We start from the raw sequence: 16178 nt of genomic DNA on the forward strand, positions 1-16178 counted from the left end.
ACGAAAGGCCACCTCTTCCATGTCCAGTCCATCCACCCCGCCCCCACACCGCTATCTCGAAGCCATGGACACCGAGGATCTTGCGCGCATGGTGATGAGCCTGCTTTCCGAGCTGTGGATCACGCGCGACCGCCTCGCCGTCGTGGAGGAACTGCTCGAGGACAAGGGCGTGCTCGAAGCCGGCAGCGTGGAGAGCTTTGAATGGACGCCCGAGCGCGAGCCCAAGGTGGAAGCGCTGCGCGACCGCATGATCGCCTCGGTCATGGGCGCGCCACTTGCGGCCAAGGAGCGCACCTACCAGAAGATCCTGGAGCGCGCCGGCTTCACCGCCGAGTAACCGGCACGCTCCCGGGCGATCAGGGAAGGACCTGGCTGCGCGCCATGCCGCCCAGAACACGCCAGGCGCCATCTTCTCGGATCCAGGTGTGGGTGACATCGAAGCGGTCGTCGGCGGGCGTCCCGTCGGCAAGCCGCGTGCGGTGGGTACGGTAGTAGATGATCGCCGTCTCGCCGTGCAGGGTGAAGTCGATCAGCTCCATCGCCAGTTCCTCCTGCGAGGCCTGCGGATTGGCAAGGGCGGCATCAAACCCGTCCACCCGCATCGGCGCCGCCAGCACCGGCGGCCAGGCCATGTACCCTTTTGCGGTCGTGTTCGCGTAGGCCGAGACATCGCCCTTGCTCCGCCCATCGTAGATCGCCTGCTCCAGCGTCCAGATCGCCGCGCGCGCGTTCTCGGTCTCGTCCGCCCGGACAGGCGCGCTGCCCGCCCCGGCCACAAGTGCGGCCATCAGTGCGCCGATGCGCCATTTCGAACCCGTCATCGTCCTTGTCCTCCTGTGCTGGATCGTGCGCGCATCGCAGCACGCCCCAGGGCCTTTCCCGCAGTCCCGATGCGCCGCCTGCTCACCTGTTGAACAGCGCCTCGGAAAAAGCGCGCGTGGCCGGGGCCCTTGCCGCACCCTGCCAGGAGGTAGACACTGATGCCCGAGCCGAGGATGGAGGCGAGAAATGAGTGAGGCGAAATCGGAAGAAACCGGCACACAAGCCGTGCGGATGCCCGTCGCGTCCCAGACCATGTCGCAGCGCAGCCGCGCCGGGCTCGACGTGCTGGGCGGCATCCTCAAGTTCACCTCGGTCGCCACGCGCGAGGCCGCACGCCAGGACTTCGAGACAAGCCCTGAAGGCCGCGCGCTCACCGAAGCGCATGCGACCGGCACCGCCGATACGCCCGAAGCCATTGCGGAGCGCGTCGACAAGGCCAAGGATCTGGCCGCCAGCCTTCCCAACTACCGCATGGAACGCTTCGCCCAGCGCTACGTCGCCGAAGAGATGATGAACCGCAACCTCGTCGCCGCCGAGGAAATGCGCGCGATGCACGAGCATCTCGATAGCCTGCCGGTGAACAGCGCGGGCGGCAGCCTCGCCCTCGATCCCGAGGCACCGCTCCCGGACTGGTACGAGGGCATCCACTTCCACCTCGCGCCCATCGGCGTCGATGGCTACGATTTGGGCACCAAGGGCGCCGGGATCGGGCGCGTGTTCCGCTACGGCGGCTTTGCTGCCGTGCCGCCGGGCTCGAACATTGGCGGGCAGCGCATCGATGTCGTCCAGCAGTTCCGCCGCCGGGACCACACGCGCATCCTTGAAATCGGCTGTGGCAGCGTGTTCACCCTGCTGGCGATCTCCAAGGTCTTCCCCGAGGCCGAACTGATCGGCTGTGACCTCAACGGCCGGGGCCTGAAAGAGGGCCACCGCCTCGCCGAGAAGATGGGCCTCAAGGTGGACCTGCGCCAGTGCGACGCGCGCACGACGGGCGAGGCCGACGAAAGCGTGGACGCTGTCTTCAGCTACGCCGTTCACCACGAAGCGCCCGTTCCCGTGAACCGCGAGATGTTCGCCGAGGCCTTCCGCATCCTCAAATCCGGAGGTGAGATCGTGATCTCCGACCCGCCCCCGTTCCGCGCGGTCGACATGTTCACCGCCGTCCTGCTGGAATGGGACAACGACCACCGCGAGGAACCCTATTTCCGCGAAGCGTGCCTTGCCAACTGGGAGGACGAACTGCGCGCAGCGGGCTTCGTCGAGGTCGAGGCCTATGGCCTGGGCGCCCAGTCCTACCCCTGGGTCACGCGCGCGGTGAAGCCCTGAGGCGCAGCCCGATTAAATTGCGGCAAGGCTCGCTTCTGTCCTCGATCACGCGCTAACCTGCCTCCTTCCGGGAGAGGGGGGTAAGGATATGAGCGGGACCGACGACATGAGCGGGACCAGGGACGAAGCAGGCATTCCCTGGATCCTACCCGCGATCCAGCAGGACATCGCCTGGCGCGACGGCGACATCGTCATCTCGGTTCCCGCCAAAAGCGGCACGACCTGGACGATGAACATCGTCCACCAGTTGCTGAACGCTGGCTGCCATGCCTTCGAGGACATCTACGCCGAAGTCCCGTGGATCGAGTTCCTGCGCCATCCGGGCGATACGCCTGCGGATGTCCACGCGCGCCTGTGCACCATGCCTGCCGACCGTCCGCGCGCCTTCAAGACCCACTCCCCGCCGCCCGTGGTCCCTTATCTGGACGGACGGGATAGCGCGCAGGTTCGCTACATCGTGGTGCTGCGTAATCCCGAAGAGGCGCTCGTATCGGTGATGCCATTCCTGGCCCAGCATACCGATGCCTGGTTCGACCTCTGGGGCCTCCCGCGCAACATGTTGTGCCGTTCGGACTTCGCCACCTTCTATGCCGACATCATCGCGAAGAGCGGCATGCACGCGCAGGGCTTTTTCGGCTTCCTCAACGCCTGGTGGCCACTGCGCGCCGCGCCCAACGTGCTCTTCCTGCACTTTGGCGACATGAAGCGCGACCATGCAGGGACGATCCACAAGGTCGCCGATTTCCTCGGGATCTCGCTCGACGATGCGGCCTGGTCGCGGGTCCTGGAATACACCTCGTTCGCGTGGATGAAGGCCCACCAATCACGCTTCGAGCTGCCCACTGTATGCCCCAGCCCGGTGCTGGGGCCAGGCGCGATGATCCGCAAGGGCGAGACCGGCCACGCCCGTGAGGATGGCATGACCGCCAGCATTGCTGCAGACCTGCGCCGGGTGGGCGAGGCCACCTGCCCCGATCCCGCGGCGCTGGAGTGGTACTACACCGGCGGCCCTCTGCCCTGAGGAGCCAGGGCTGCGCTCATTTCGCGGGTTCTCTGCCCGCACGGAGCGGACGGAACGCCCTGAACTCAGCCTTCGACCAGCCGCGCCGCGCTGCGCCCGGCCACCTTGCCCAGCGTCGTTGCCGCAAGGAGCCCGTTGCCCGCGAGATACCCGTAGGAGCCCGTGCCCGAGATCCCGCGCGCCGCGCCGCCACCGGCAAAGAGATTGGGCAGCGGCGTGCCGTCCACGCCGCATACGCGCGCCTCGGCATCGACAACGAGGCCGCCCTGGGTGTGGAACAGCGCTCCCGTGACACGCGCGGCGTAGTAGGGCGCTTCGAGCAAGTGGCGCTCCTCGAAACGGCGCCCCCAGGCATCCTGCGCCTCCCCCCGCGCGATCGCGGCGACATCGGCCAGCGTGGCGCCAAGCGCCCTGGCCGGAAGGCGGGTCTTCTCGGCCAGTTCCTCGAGGGTCTGCGCGCTCACCACCGCGCCTGCCTTCAGGGCATCACGGTAGTCGTCAAAGGCACACATGAGCTGGTGCAGGCGCTCATCGAAGATCGACCAGGCGACATGCTCGGGCTGCGCGTTGACCTTGGCGGCCTGCTCGGAATAGCCCGCGCTTTCATCGGAGAAGCGCTTGCCCTCCAGGTTCACCTGGAAGCCGCCTTCCATGATGAGCGGCCACAGGATCGGGATACCGTGCCCCATGGCCAGACCCCCGTGCCCCTGGTAACCGGTCATGTCTTCCAGCTGCGCGCCCAGTTCCTCGCCCCAGCGCACCGCGTCGCCCTTGTTGCCGGGATGACCGTGGAAGGTGGCCGCGGCCATGTCGGGGATGAACTTTGCCACCATCTCGGGATTGCCCGCAAAGCCTGAGCAGGCGAGGATCAGCGCATCGCAGGTGACATCCTCCAGCGCGCCATCGGGACGGCGGTAGCGCACGCCTGTCACCCGCGCGCCGTCATGCAGCACCTCTTCCACGGTCGCCTCGGTCAGGATCGGGATCTCGGCCTTCCCGCAGGCGTCCTCCAGCGCGGCCATCAGCTCGCCCCCGGTGCGGTTGGGCGTCCCGTACATGCGCCGCACGCTGTGGCCGGGATAGAGGAAGCCATCGACCAGATCGAGCGGCACGCCGTGTTCGTCGCGCATCCAGGCAATCGTCTCGACCGACTCGCGCGCGATGGCAAGCGCCATATCGGGATCGGTCAGCCCCTTGGTCTTGGCCATGATGTCCTGCGCGAACAGTTCCGGGGAATCGGCAATACCCTGCGCAGCCTGTTCGGGCGTGCCCGAGGCCGGAATGAGCCCTGTCGACATCGCCGTGGAGCCGAGCGGGGTCGCGTCGCGCTCGATCACCAGCGCCTCCACGCCCGCATCGTGCGCGGCCAGCGCGGCGGTGAGCCCCGTGCCCCCGGCGCCCACGACAACGACCGGGAAATGCAGGGTATCGCTCATCGTCTGGTCTTCCTTCGTCATCTCGAAACAGACCGCGCACACTAGCGTCGCATGCCCGCCTGTCCTGCCTTGAAGCGCGCTGTTTTCAGCAGGTGAACAGCTGCGCCCCCGGCCTCTGGCAAGCGGCTGTTCATCACATGAATTCGCACCGAATGAGCGCGCGCCTTGCGCCCATGTGCGCGGTAGCCTTGCCCTTCGTGCACGATGCGTGCGAGACGAGTGGGGAAGAAGCCAAGATGACAAGCAAGGTCGCCGACGCCAGCGGGGAGGCCACGTTCCTGCCCGATCCGGCCCGCGATACCATCGAAAACCCGCGCCAGGTTCCGCTGCGCCTGCAGTACAGCTGGGGCTCGGGCGCGCTGGGCATCGCGATCCTGATGAACTCGATCGGTGGCCTGATCCTGTTCTACATGGTGAGCGTGCTGCAGATCGACCCGGCTCTGGCAGGGACCCTGATCTTCGTCAGCAAGCTGCTGGGCGTGGTCACCGATCCGGTCGTCGGCACCTGGAGCGACCGTCTGCGCACCACCGGCAGCCGTCGCCGCCCGTTCCTGCTGTGGGGCTCGTTCGCCTGCGCGGGCTCGTACATCATGATCTTCACGACACCGATGTTCGCGAGCGAAGTCCTGCGCGCCTCCTACGTGTTCGGCGCCCTCCTCATCTACACCTGCGGCTACGCGCTCTTCAACGTGCCCTACATGTCGATGCCAGCCGAGATGACCGACAGCTACCACGAGCGTTCGGCCATCCACGGCGTGCGCATGATGTATGTCGCGATCGCCTCGCTGGTGGTGGGCACGATCTCGCCCATCGCGCTCGAGGCGCTAGGGCGCACCAGCCAGTTCTCCTACACAGTGATTGGCCTATGCGGCGGGGCGATTATCTTCGGAGCGACCATGATCGCCTATCTGGGCACGCGCAGCGCGCGCTTCACCGCCAGCCAGGTGGAGCGCCCGAAGATCCTCAGCGAAATCGGCCACGTCTTCTCCAACCGCCACTTCATCCGCCTGCTCGGGGTCAAGGCCACGCAGCTGATCGGCGTTGCATCCTCGCAGGCCGCCGCGATGTTCTTCCTCTTGAACGTACTCCAGCGCGACCTCACGATCCTGGCGCCCGCTGCCGTCGTGGGCACGCTGGTCCAGCTCGCCTCCGCCCCGCTCCTCGTCCGGCTTTCGCGCAAGATCGGCAAGAGCCAGACCTACATCGTGGGCGGCAGCTTCTACCTCTTGGCCGTGCTAAGCTGGTACTTCGCCTCGCCGACCGAGCCGCTGATCTTCTACGTGCTGCGCATGGCCGTGGTTTCGTTCGGGGCCTGCGCCAACGTCATCATGGCGATGTCCATGCTGACCGACATCATCAGCTTCGACGCGCTGCGCACCGGCGTTCGCCGCGAGGGGGTCTACACCGCCTTCTACAGCTTCACCGAGAAATTCACGTTCGCCGTCGGACCGCTGATCGTGGGCATCGCGCTCTCGCTCGCCGGGTTCGACAAGACGCTGCCGCCCGAGGCCATGCGCACGCCGGAAATCCGGCAGGCGCTGCTGCTCGGCGTATGCTACATTCCCGGCTTCCTGAGCATCGCGGCGATCACGCTGCTTGCCGGATACAAACTCAAGCAGGAGGACGTCTCGTGACCGACACCCTTGCCGCACCTCACACCGACAACCCGCTGGCCTTCACCGCGCAGCAGCGTGGGCGCGCCTCGCTCGACTTCATGATCCACCTTGCGCGCGGCGGCCAGCCGCTGCGCAGCCAGGTGAGCGCGGAGCAGGCCGAGATGCTGCCCGACCCGGCGGTTCTTCCTGATGATCTCGACCTGCGCGACCGGCAGCTCAGCCAGTCCTGCCTGGCAAGCCCCGCCTATCGCACCAGCCAGCTGCTTGGCGAATACCACGCGCGCATGCACGGCCTCGTCGCGCGCGAGGCCTTCGAGGACGTGCGCGAAACCATCGATCCCGTGATCGAGCGCTACCAGTCGCAAGGACCAACCACGCTCGAGCCCGCGCCCGAAGGCGCAGGGCCCCCGGCCTATTTCGAGGGCGTCAACTTCCACCGCACGGCGGGCGGCTGGGAAGACCACGCGATGCAAGGCTACATCCACGGCGAGATCGTCCACCGCAAGCTGGTGGAAGCGCTCTATCCCGGCGGCATCTACACGCAGCGCCGCGCGGTCGCCGCGATGGCCCCGCGTGAGGACTACACACGCATCCTCGACATGGGCGCCTCGACCGGCCACTTCACGCAGGCCCTGCAGGAGACCTACCCCGCGGCCGAGATCACCGGCGTCGACCTTTCGCTGCGGGTTCTCGAACACGCCCAGCGCATCGGCAACGCGCACGGCTGGGCCTGGAAGCTCTACCAGCGCCCCGCCGAGGACACCGGCTTTGCCGATGCCTCCTTCGACCTCGTCGCCTCCTACATCCTGCTCCACGAGATCCCCGCCGACGTGATCCGCGCCGTCTTCGCCGAGGCATTCCGGGTGCTGGAGCCGGGTGGTGACATGATCATGTCCGACGTCACCCGCTACGCCGACATGGACAAGCTTTCGGTCTGGCGCGCAGACAGCGGCGCGCGGCTGGGCGGCGAGCCGTTCTGGCGCGAATCGGCCAGCCTCGATCTTGCCGAGGTGGCGCGCGCGGCGGGCTTCGTCGACGTGACGGCGCACGGCATCTATCCCCACGTCGTCCAGGGCCGCAAGCCAGCTTGAAGCCTCCTTTCCGCGCTCCTGCGTTCACCCTGCGAACAGCGAGGAACGCAAGAGCGCCTTGCAAATTCACCCCTTGAACAGCGCCCCCCAAATGGTTTGGGGGCGCGCTGCCAACGGGACACCTTCCCCCCGAGGAGACGCGGGCCGATGCGCCCGATTACGACCATCCAGGGGGAACCATGATCCATCGCCATACCTACAAGACGCAGGCCCTGTGTTCGATCGCGCTGGGCGCGCTCGCCATCGCGCTGCCCGGTACCGCTCAGGCCCAGGAGGCTCCGGCCGCGAGCGAGAACCAGCCGGCCGGCACCATCGTGGTCACCGCGCGCAACCGTGCGGAGAGCATCCAGGAAGTGCCGATGTCGATCACCGCGCTCAGCGACGAGACGATGGAGAAGAAGTCGGTCGAAGGCATGAGCGACATTGCGCGCTTCACCCCCGGCCTCAGCTTCGAGAACTATTCCAGCGGTTTCCAGGTCCCCGTCATCCGCGCCCAGGCGCAGACCAGCGTGACCGCGCTCGAAACCAACGTCGCCACCTTCTACGACGGCATCTACATGCCGCGCAGCTGGTCGGTCGACATGGGCGTGGCCGCGCTTGATCGCGTCGAGGTGGTCAAGGGCCCGCAGAGCGCACGCTACGGCCGCAACGCCTTTGCCGGCGCCGTCAACTTCATCGCTTACAAGGCCACCACCGAGGGCGGCTTCACCGCCGAGGGCGAAGTGACCGCCGGGATCTATGATCGCTACGATGCCAGCGTGAAGGCCAAGCTGCCGATCAGCGACCAGTTCGGCCTTGCCGCCACCTACAACCACTCCGAGTTCGACGGCACCTGGAAGAACTCCAACCCCTGGGCCGATGCCGGAGTGAGCCCCGGTACGAACGGGCGCATTGGCGGGTGGAACAACGATTCCTGGTCGGTCTCGGCGATTGCCCGGCCGACGGACGGCATGGTCATCGAGGCGAGCTACTCCGAGTTCGACATCGAGCGCGAATCCAACCCCAACGCCGACTATGAGGAAGCCAGCGGCCAGCTCAACTGCGGCGCCATTCGTGCCAGCGGAAATCCCAGCCTGATGTGCGGCGAAGTGCCTGGCACCGGTTCGCGCGCCAATGTCGATCCGCGCAGCTACGGCGCCTGGACCAGCACGCAGATCGCCCGCATCCACGCCGCCTACGAGTTCGCCCCGCACTGGAACGCCAGCTACCTGTTCGGCCGAGTGACCGGCGATGTCAGCATCGGCAACATGACCGTGTCCGACCCGTCGAACTGCGTTACCAGCTGCGTCTTCCAGAACGCGCCGGTCGGCGAGATCGACTATGATTCGCACGAATGGCGCGTCGACTACGATGGCTCGAGCTTCGACTTCGCGTTCGGCGGGTTCATCTCCAAGGGCGATGACGACTACAACTTCAACCTCGTCTACGCCCCGCCGCTGAGCGAGGGCCAGCCGGTCGTGCCCTTCACCGAGAATGCGACGCTCAACCTCACGCTCACCAACACGACAACGACGACGCTGGTGCGCTCGGTCTTCGGCGAAACGCAGTGGACTTCGCCCTCGGGCAACCTGCGCCTGGGGGCGGAGGGGCGCTATTCCTGGACCGACCTCTCGGTCCTCAACAACCGCAATGGCATGGGCTATGCGGACACCTTCCGCGCCTTCACCCCGCGCTTCACCGCCGAATTCGACGCCTCGGCCGACACCCTGCTCTACGCCTCGGCCGCGCGCGGCACCAAGGCGGGCGGCTTCAACGCCACGGCCGCCTCGGACACGCAGCGCACCTATGGCGAGGAATCGAACTGGACCTACGAAGTGGGTGCCAAGAACACTCTCATGGGCGGACGCCTGACCTTCAACGCGGCCCTGTTCTACACCGACTGGAGCGACATCCAGATCAATTCGGCAGACACTTACGCCAACGATCCCAACGCGGTGAACATCGTCCTGAACCTGGGCAGCGCGACCGTCTATGGCGCGGAGTTCGACACCGCGTTCTATCCCGATGAGCACTGGTCCTTCGACGCCAACTTCTCCTATGCACATGGCGAGTACAGCGACGAGACGGTCGATGCGCGTTTCAGCCGCACGGTTTCGCCCTGCGACGGCATCGTCTGTACCCCCGATGGCAGCGTCGGTGGCAACCAGATCGAGCGTACGCCGCGCGCCAAGGGCTCGTTCGGCGCGCAGTGGCAGACCGAGTTGCCTTGGGACAACGGGTCGTTCTTCCTGCGCGGCGATGTCAGCTGGCAGGACAAGATGTACACCACGCCCGCCAACGAGGCGACGATTCCCTCGCGCACGCTGTTCAACGCGCGCTCGGGCATCTCCTTCGGCAACTTCGACCTCAGCATCTGGGCGCGTAACGTCTTCGACAAGAAGTACGTCTCGAATGCCTACGTCGTGCTGCTTCCCTCGGGCAACAGCTACCAGCTGTTCTACGGCGAGCGCCGCACCATGGGCCTCACGCTCAAGGCAAAGTACTGATCGAAAGCCCTGTCCCCGCGCCGCGAGGTGCGGGGGCAAGGCAGCCAAAGAAAGGGGCCCGGATCCATACGATCCGGGCCCCTTTCATTTTTATCTGCGCAGCGCGCGAAAGCTCAGTTTGCGGAGAGCCCACGCAGGATGAGGTTGGGCAGCACCGTGTTATCCCAGACCGGCTCCTTGGGCGGGCTATCGCCGGTGCGCAGGACCACCAGCTGGCGCGAGGGCACCACATAGACCACCTGGTTGGAATTGCCGTCGAACAGGAACAGGTCATCAGCTGCGTAAGGCTCGGAATGGTAGCTGCGCCCATAGGTCAGCTCCGGGTTGGCCGGCCCGCGCCACTCGACATAGGGCGCGCCCACGTAGACACCGAGCCCGGCGTGCGGATTCTGCGCCGAAGGCGTGCGCATGGCCGTGACGAAGCCCTCGGGCAGCAGGCGCGCGCCCTCCCAGGTTCCGTCCTGCGCCAGCAGCACGGCAAGGCGCAGGTAGCTTTCGGCGGGAAGCAGGACGCAGCACCCCGAATGCGGCGTGCCGCCCGGATGGTCCATCCAGATCTGCCCCCCGCGCGCACCGATCTTCGCCAGCACCTCCCGGCCGACCCACTCCTCGTAAGGGGTACCCGTCGCGCGCTCGATCAAGAGCGCGACAAGATCGCCATTGGCGTTGGAGTATTCATAGCGGCTGCCCGGCGTATCCACGAGCGGGTAGTCCTCGATCAGCACCCGGTCGTGGAAGGGGTGCAGGTACGAACGGTTGAGCACGCTGTCAGGATCGGTGGAACTGCCCTGCGGCAAGAGCCCCGAGCGCATCCCCAGGACCTGCCGGATGGTGATCGCGGCCTTGGGCGTATCCTGCCATTCGGTCAGGAAATCGGACATCGGCTGGTCGAGCGAGGCGATATGCCCTGCCGCCATGGCCCGGCCCACTGCAATCGTGGCCAGGGGCTTGGCCAGCGACTTGGAAACGACCGGACTGGTGGCGGTCATATCGCCGAAGTAGTCCTCGCTCACGATATGCCCACCCTGCCAGACGAGAAACGCGGAGCTGTTGGCCTGCGCGGCATAGGCGCGCGCGGCCGCCAGGGCATCGGGTGCCACGCCGCCCCCGTTCGGGAACGGCGTCCAGTCCGCCGTCCCCTCAACCGGGGCGAGGGTGTCGTAGCCGGCAAGTCCTGCGCCGGGCTCGCGCCGCATGTAGCGCGCAAATCGCTCCTGGTAGAGCGCCTCGGCCTCGGCCTCGCTCAATGCGGTATCGGCATGCGCGGGCGTCCGGGATACCGGCGAAGCGGCGCATCCGGCCAGCAGCGCGGGCAACAGCGTGGGCAGGGCAAGGGATGCGAAGGATCGCTTCATGCAGAGTTTCTCCTGATCTCGTGGCCCTTGTTCTGCACCGCCCTCCCGCGCACCTGAATGCAGAACTGCACGCGTTTTCAACTGACGAACACGGCGCACAAAACGGGGAGCGCTCGGCCGCCAACTCGTCGATCATTGCGGCCATGACGAGGTTACCAACACTGGTTCAGGCAACGGCCGCGCTTTCCCTTCTGGCAAGCTTTCCGGCCTGTGCGTCCACCGCACCCGGGGGCCCCACGATGCGGGAGAGTGCTGCCGAACAGAGCGTGCCGGGCGTGCGCAGGCAAACCGTGACGCTAGCAACCGAAGACGCACGCAAGCTTGCGGTCACCGTCTACGCGCCCGAGGCCGCCTGCGAGGCCTGCGCGCTGGTAATCTTCTCACATGGCAACTTCGCCACGCCCGAACGCTATGACCGCGTGCTGCGCGCGTGGGCCGCGCAGGGATTCGTGGTTGCCGCCCCGCTCCACACCGATTCCGAGGAATATCCCGCGCCGGACAAGTACCCCGACAGCCGCGCCACCCGCCTCACCGACTGGCGGGCCGTGGATACCGCCTTCACCTCAAGGCTTCCCCAGGAGCTGGACCTTGGCGCGACGACCCTGTCGGGCAAGGTAATCGCGGCCGGACATAGCTACGGCGCGCTCATCGCGCTGGTCGCGGGCGGGGCAACGCTCGCCGATCCGGCCTGGACGCTGGGCACGGCCCGCGCCCCTGAGGCGGTCATCGCACTGTCTCCGCCGGGCGAGATGAAGGGGCTGGCGACGCGCGAAGGGCTCGGCGCACTGGCGCGTCCCGCGCTCGTCGTCACCGGGACCAGCGATGTTCTGCCCGGCTTCATCGACGACTGGCACCAGCACCTCGACGCTTACGAAGCTGCACCCGAAGGGCTGGGTTACGCGCTCGTCTTTGCGGGCATGAACCACTATTTCAACGGGGCCTTCGGCCGCCCGAGCGAGGACGGCGCGCGCGAGTCCGCCGACGCGCTTGCCCGGATGACCCGCGAAACCGGGGACTTCATGCGCGGGGCCCTTGGCGGCACGCTCCCCGGTGCCAGAGCCTGGGCCCAGCGCAGCGACGCCGTGGCCGAGGCCCGCGCCCACTAAGGATACCCGCAGGGGCCGATTGAGCCCCACGCCCACCAGAGCTTGAGAAGAGGATGCGCATGACCAACCCACTTGAACCGCCCGTCCGCCAGCGCGGGCGCGCCTCGCTCGATTTCCTGCTTCACTTCGGACGCGGCACGCAAGGCTTGCGCGGCGAGGTCGAGAAGGACATCGCCCGCGTCGTGCCCGACCCTGAGAAGCTGCCGCAGGACATCGACCAGCGCAGCAAGCAGATCGAGCAACGCCTGATGGCCAGCCCGCTCTGGCGCACCCAGGCCCTGATTGGGGAATGGAATGCGCGCAACCACGGCCTCATTGCGCGCGAAGCCTTCGAGGAAGTGCGCGCAGACCTCGATCCCGTGATCGCGCGCTACCAGTCGCAAGGCGCCACCACGCTGGAGCCGGCCCCCGAAGGAACCGAGCCCCCCGCCTACTTCGAGGGAGTCAACTTCCACCGCACCGCGGGCGGCTGGGAAGACCACGAGATGCAAGGCTACATCCACGGCGAGATCGTCCACCGCAAGCTCGTCAACGCCTTCTTCCCGGGCGGCATCTTCAAGCAGCGCCGCGCGGTCGCCGCGATGGCGCCGCGCGAGGACTATAAGCGCATCCTCGACATGGGGGCCTCCACCGGCCATTTCACGCAGGCCCTGCAGGAGACCTACCCCGAGGCCGAAATCACCGGCGTTGACCTTTCGCTGCGCGTTCTCGAGCACGCCCAGCGCATCGGCAACGCGCACGGCTGGGCCTGGAAACTCTACCAGCGTCCCGCCGAGGACACCGGCTTTGCCGACGCCTCATTCGACCTCGTCGCCTCGTACATCCTGCTCCACGAAATCCCCGCCGACGTGATCCGCCGCGTCTTTGCGGAGGCCTTCCGCGTGCTGGAGCCAGGCGGCGACATGATCATGTCCGACGTCACCCGTTACGCCGACATGGACAAGCTCTCGGTCTGGCGCGCGGACAGCAACGCGCGCCTCGGGGGCGAGCCCTACTGGCGCGAATCCGCGAGCCTCGATCTTGCCGAAGTGGCCCGCGCGGCGGGCTTCGTCGATGTCAGTGCGCAAGGCATCTATCCCCACGTCGTGAAGGGACACAAACCGAAATGAACGCCGCAGCCATGAACACGATTGCCACGCCCACCAACCCCAAGTCCTACAACCACCCCGACCGCCCGACGCTAGTCGATGCGGACGTGGGCCGGGTGGGTAGCGCGGTGCTCGCCCTCACCCGCGAGCTCTGGGTCCTGACCGACCGCGTCGCGGTGATGGAGGAACTGCTCACGCAAAGCGGCATCGACATCGCCGGGCAGATCGAGACCTTCCAGCCCAGCGCCGCAATGCAGGAAAAGCTCGACGCGCGCGGCAAGCACCTCGTCGAGACGATCGTTGCCGCGCTGGCCGGAACAGAGGGCGAGTAGGAAGCAATCGATTCAAGGGGGCATCCCCCCTTGCCCCCATAACAGTCCACCTCACCTGGCTGCGCCACGACGGCGCATGAGGGGCGAGGTGGACAGGTTGGGGAGCCCGAGGGCGATGGCCCTCGAAATGGTTTCCTTTCCGGCTTGCGACCACGGCCACGCGGCCCCTTTCCCTTCACAGGCAATCAGGCCAGACGTTCCTCGTCAGGTTCCCCAATCCAAGGCCTAGCTTCCCGATGTCCGATGCCCCGCTTGCTGCCCGCGATGACACCACGGCCCAGTCGCTTCGGCGCCGCGCGCTGATCGCGATCATCCTTGTCAACTTCGTCTCCCTGGCAGGCTTCGGGCTGATGTTCCCGGTCTTCGCCATCTACAGCCGCCAGATCGGGGCGAGCGGGATCGAGATTGCAGGCGCGGTCGCCGCCTTCTCGCTCGGCCAGTTCCTCTCCAGTCCGCTGTGGGGGCGCTGGTCGGACCGCTGGGGGCGCCGCCCGGTGATGATCGGTGGTCTGGCCGTGGGCGCGTTCGTCTATGTCCTTCACATCTTCGCGCTTTCGCCCCTGACCCTGCTGGCTGCCCGCTTCGTGAGCGGGCTTGCCACGGGCAGCTTCTCGATCACCTTCGCGGTGGCCTCGGACCTCTCCACGCGCGACAACCGCACACATGTCATGGGCATCGTCAGCGCCGGCTTCTCGCTCGGCTTCATCTTCGGCCCGGCCATCGGCGGCGTGACCGCCAGCTTTACAGGCGAAGACAGCGCCTTTGCGCTGGTCTGCGTGGTGGGCGCGCTGCTGGGCCTGGTCGCCGCGCTTCTGACCTGGTGGCTGATGCCCGAGACGCGGCCCGAGGCCGCGCCCATCACCAGTGAGCCCAGCGCGGCCGACAAGGGCCCGCTGCTGCGCCGCCCCGGCTTTGCCGCGGCCATTGGCTTTGCGCTCATGGTCTCGATCGCCTTTGCCCAGATGGAGGCGATCCTCGCGCTCTTTGCGGACGACGTGCTGAGCCTTGATCCGCTTGGCATTGGCCTGCTGTTCGGCGCCATGGGCCTTGTCACCACGGTCACCCAGTTCACTGTCACAGGCCCTGTTGCCAAGCATCTGGGCGAGGCCGCCATGCTCGCCCTCTCACTCGCGATCATCGCCGCCGGGCTGGTTGTCCTCGGCTTTGCCCATGGCCTCGTGCTGGCCGGTATCGGCCTGTTCCTGACCTCCAGCGGCTTCGCCCTCGTCAACCCGGCGATCTCGGGGCTGGTCTCGATGGCCTCACCCGCACATGCGCAAGGGACCGGGCTCGGGGTCATGCAGTCCGCCAACGCCCTGGGCCGCGTTCTGGGGCCACTGGCGGCAGGTCCGCTCTACGACCTCCAGGGCGAAGCGGCGCCGCTGTTCTGGGGCGGTGCGCTGCTTGCCGCGACGCTGCTTGCCATGCCGCTCGTCACACTGCCGCCGCGCGAAGCCCCCGCCTGACACCGCCCTGTTTATCCGCGTGGCGGAGGAACAGGCACAAGTTCGGCCCTCCTGCGCCCAACTTGCGAACGAACCGCTTGCTGGCCTCCCGACCGAGCCGCACTCTGGGCCCGCACCGGCACGAGCAACGCGGAAGGACAGGCGCAGGCAGTGGACAACGGGGTTCCCATCCGGGCGGTCAGCCGCACGCTCTCGGTGCTGCGCACGATCAACCATGAGCGCGAAGTCTCGCTCACCGACCTCGTCCGCATCGAGAACCTGCCCTACCCCACGATGTTCCGCATCGTGCAGACGCTGGTCCACGAAGGACTGATCGAGCGTGACGCCAGCGGCAAGCGCTACCGGGCGACCGCGCTCGTCCACACGCTGTCGAGCGGGTACGACGACAGCGCCCTGCGCTCGCGCGCGCAGCCACACATGAGCGCGCTGACCCGCGAGGTGGGCTGGCCGCTGCTGCTGTCGGTGCGGGTCGGCTCGCGCATGGTCATTCGCGCCTCGACCCACCACGAGACCACGCTCACCTTCCACAACTGGGAAGCGGGTTCGGCCATGCCGATGGAGGGAAGCGCGACGGGCCTTGCCTGGCTGGCCTATCTGCCCGAGGACCATGCCCGCGACCTGGTGAACTGGGGCAGCGACTACCACACCGGCGGCGAAGCGGCGGATGCGGACCGCCAGGAGACCATGTTCGAGGCACTCGCCCGCATTCGGCACGAGGGCTACGCCTGGCGCCCCTCGCTGTTCGGCGATGAGAACAAGACCTCCTCGATCTCGGTGCCGGTGCTCGATGGCGAGCGCATCCTCGCGGTTCTCACGCTGACCTACTTCTCCGCCGCGATGAAGTCCGATGTCGCGCGGGAACGCTATGTGCAGCCACTCAGGGAAACCGCCGCCCACATCGCGCACGACGTCACGCCGAATTGCCCCTGAGATCGACCTGAAGCTCTTCTCACAGAACGAATTTTTTGAAAAAGTTTCCATTAGGTGGAAACACTTTGCATTTTCGGCTGCAGCGCAGCGCAATTTGCCGATC

14 protein-coding genes are annotated in these 16178 nt (G+C 66.9%); 11 read left to right on the plus strand and 3 right to left on the minus strand.

Annotated elements, in window-relative coordinates; genetic code table 11:
* Window positions 1-19: 19 nt before the first annotated feature.
* Window positions 20-337 (plus strand): hypothetical protein, encoded by a 318-nt coding sequence (locus HT578_RS09745; protein ID WP_213503789.1) that lies wholly within the window; start codon window positions 20-22, stop codon window positions 335-337.
* Window positions 338-356: 19 nt separating this feature from the next.
* Here HT578_RS09745 and HT578_RS09750 read toward each other — a convergent pair whose 3' ends face one another.
* A complete protein-coding gene (locus HT578_RS09750) occupies window positions 357-821 on the minus strand; it encodes a nuclear transport factor 2 family protein (protein ID WP_213503790.1) in 465 nt (154 codons plus the stop codon).
* A 187-nt stretch (window positions 822-1008) separates the two neighbouring features.
* On the opposite strand from HT578_RS09750, the gene HT578_RS09755 reads away from it, so the two are divergent.
* Together HT578_RS09755 and HT578_RS09760 are read left to right on the plus strand one after the other, a co-directional pair.
* Window positions 1009-2148 (plus strand): class I SAM-dependent methyltransferase, encoded by a 1140-nt coding sequence (locus HT578_RS09755; RefSeq protein WP_213503792.1) that lies wholly within the window; start codon window positions 1009-1011, stop codon window positions 2146-2148.
* Window positions 2149-2236: 88 nt separating this feature from the next.
* Complete coding sequence (locus HT578_RS09760; RefSeq protein WP_213503793.1) at window positions 2237-3169, plus strand: sulfotransferase domain-containing protein; 933 nt, start codon at window positions 2237-2239, stop codon at window positions 3167-3169.
* 65 nt (window positions 3170-3234) lie between these two features.
* On the opposite strand, the gene HT578_RS09765 is transcribed toward HT578_RS09760, so the two are convergent.
* Window positions 3235-4605, minus strand: coding sequence for an FAD-dependent oxidoreductase (locus tag HT578_RS09765; protein ID WP_239026577.1), 1371 nt, complete (start codon window positions 4603-4605; stop codon window positions 3235-3237).
* Between the two features lie 236 nt (window positions 4606-4841).
* Here HT578_RS09765 and HT578_RS09770 point away from each other — a divergent pair, with 236 nt between their 5' ends.
* The 3 genes from HT578_RS09770 (at window position 4842) to HT578_RS09780 (ending at window position 9798) form a co-directional block, all read left to right on the plus strand.
* Complete coding sequence (locus tag HT578_RS09770) at window positions 4842-6239, plus strand: MFS transporter (protein ID WP_213503794.1); 1398 nt, start codon at window positions 4842-4844, stop codon at window positions 6237-6239.
* Entirely contained in the window at window positions 6236-7312 is a 1077-nt protein-coding gene (locus HT578_RS09775; protein ID WP_213503795.1) for a class I SAM-dependent methyltransferase, read from the plus strand. The genes HT578_RS09770 and HT578_RS09775 overlap by 4 nt, the downstream gene beginning before the upstream one ends.
* A gap of 179 nt (window positions 7313-7491) precedes the next feature.
* The gene (locus tag HT578_RS09780; protein WP_213503797.1) at window positions 7492-9798 is read left to right on the plus strand and encodes a TonB-dependent receptor; all 2307 of its coding nucleotides are present in this window, start codon (window positions 7492-7494) and stop codon (window positions 9796-9798) included.
* A gap of 113 nt (window positions 9799-9911) precedes the next feature.
* Here HT578_RS09780 and HT578_RS09785 read toward each other — a convergent pair whose 3' ends face one another.
* Window positions 9912-11153, minus strand: a complete 1242-nt coding sequence (locus tag HT578_RS09785) for a serine hydrolase domain-containing protein (protein ID WP_213503799.1) — start codon at window positions 11151-11153, stop codon at window positions 9912-9914.
* Between the two features lie 239 nt (window positions 11154-11392).
* On the opposite strand from HT578_RS09785, the gene HT578_RS09790 reads away from it, so the two are divergent.
* From HT578_RS09790 to HT578_RS09810, 5 genes are all read left to right on the plus strand, one after another.
* Window positions 11393-12259: an alpha/beta hydrolase family protein gene (locus HT578_RS09790; protein WP_213503800.1), complete on the plus strand. Its 867-nt coding sequence runs from the start codon at window positions 11393-11395 to the stop codon at window positions 12257-12259.
* Between the two features lie 59 nt (window positions 12260-12318).
* Window positions 12319-13368, plus strand: coding sequence for a class I SAM-dependent methyltransferase (locus tag HT578_RS09795; protein WP_213503802.1), 1050 nt, complete (start codon window positions 12319-12321; stop codon window positions 13366-13368).
* Window positions 13365-13679, plus strand: coding sequence for a hypothetical protein (locus tag HT578_RS09800; protein WP_144400892.1), 315 nt, complete (start codon window positions 13365-13367; stop codon window positions 13677-13679). Before HT578_RS09795 ends, HT578_RS09800 begins: the two co-directional genes overlap by 4 nt.
* A gap of 236 nt (window positions 13680-13915) precedes the next feature.
* Window positions 13916-15145 (plus strand): MFS transporter, encoded by a 1230-nt coding sequence (locus tag HT578_RS09805; RefSeq protein ID WP_213503803.1) that lies wholly within the window; start codon window positions 13916-13918, stop codon window positions 15143-15145.
* A gap of 150 nt (window positions 15146-15295) precedes the next feature.
* Window positions 15296-16075: an IclR family transcriptional regulator domain-containing protein gene (locus HT578_RS09810; protein WP_213503804.1), complete on the plus strand. Its 780-nt coding sequence runs from the start codon at window positions 15296-15298 to the stop codon at window positions 16073-16075.
* The last annotated feature ends 103 nt before the right edge of the window (window positions 16076-16178 follow it).

It is taken from the genome of Novosphingobium decolorationis, assembly GCF_018417475.1.
Lineage (GTDB): Bacteria > Pseudomonadota > Alphaproteobacteria > Sphingomonadales > Sphingomonadaceae > Novosphingobium > Novosphingobium decolorationis.

Excerpts from the sequence above, each read along its gene's own strand:
- HT578_RS09745 (WP_213503789.1), top strand. The coding sequence starts at position 20 with ATGTCCAGTCCATCCACCCCGCCCCCACACCGCTATCTCGAAGCCATG.
- HT578_RS09750 (WP_213503790.1), bottom strand. The coding sequence starts at position 821 with ATGACGGGTTCGAAATGGCGCATCGGCGCACTGATGGCCGCACTTGTG.
- HT578_RS09755 (WP_213503792.1), top strand. The coding sequence starts at position 1,009 with ATGAGTGAGGCGAAATCGGAAGAAACCGGCACACAAGCCGTGCGGATG.
- HT578_RS09760 (WP_213503793.1), top strand. The coding sequence starts at position 2,237 with ATGAGCGGGACCGACGACATGAGCGGGACCAGGGACGAAGCAGGCATT.
- HT578_RS09765 (WP_239026577.1), bottom strand. The coding sequence starts at position 4,605 with ATGAGCGATACCCTGCATTTCCCGGTCGTTGTCGTGGGCGCCGGGGGC.
- HT578_RS09770 (WP_213503794.1), top strand. The coding sequence starts at position 4,842 with ATGACAAGCAAGGTCGCCGACGCCAGCGGGGAGGCCACGTTCCTGCCC.
- HT578_RS09780 (WP_213503797.1), top strand. The coding sequence starts at position 7,492 with ATGATCCATCGCCATACCTACAAGACGCAGGCCCTGTGTTCGATCGCG.
- HT578_RS09785 (WP_213503799.1), bottom strand. The coding sequence starts at position 11,153 with ATGAAGCGATCCTTCGCATCCCTTGCCCTGCCCACGCTGTTGCCCGCG.
- HT578_RS09790 (WP_213503800.1), top strand. The coding sequence starts at position 11,393 with ATGCGGGAGAGTGCTGCCGAACAGAGCGTGCCGGGCGTGCGCAGGCAA.
- HT578_RS09795 (WP_213503802.1), top strand. The coding sequence starts at position 12,319 with ATGACCAACCCACTTGAACCGCCCGTCCGCCAGCGCGGGCGCGCCTCG.
- HT578_RS09800 (WP_144400892.1), top strand. The coding sequence starts at position 13,365 with ATGAACGCCGCAGCCATGAACACGATTGCCACGCCCACCAACCCCAAG.
- HT578_RS09805 (WP_213503803.1), top strand. The coding sequence starts at position 13,916 with ATGTCCGATGCCCCGCTTGCTGCCCGCGATGACACCACGGCCCAGTCG.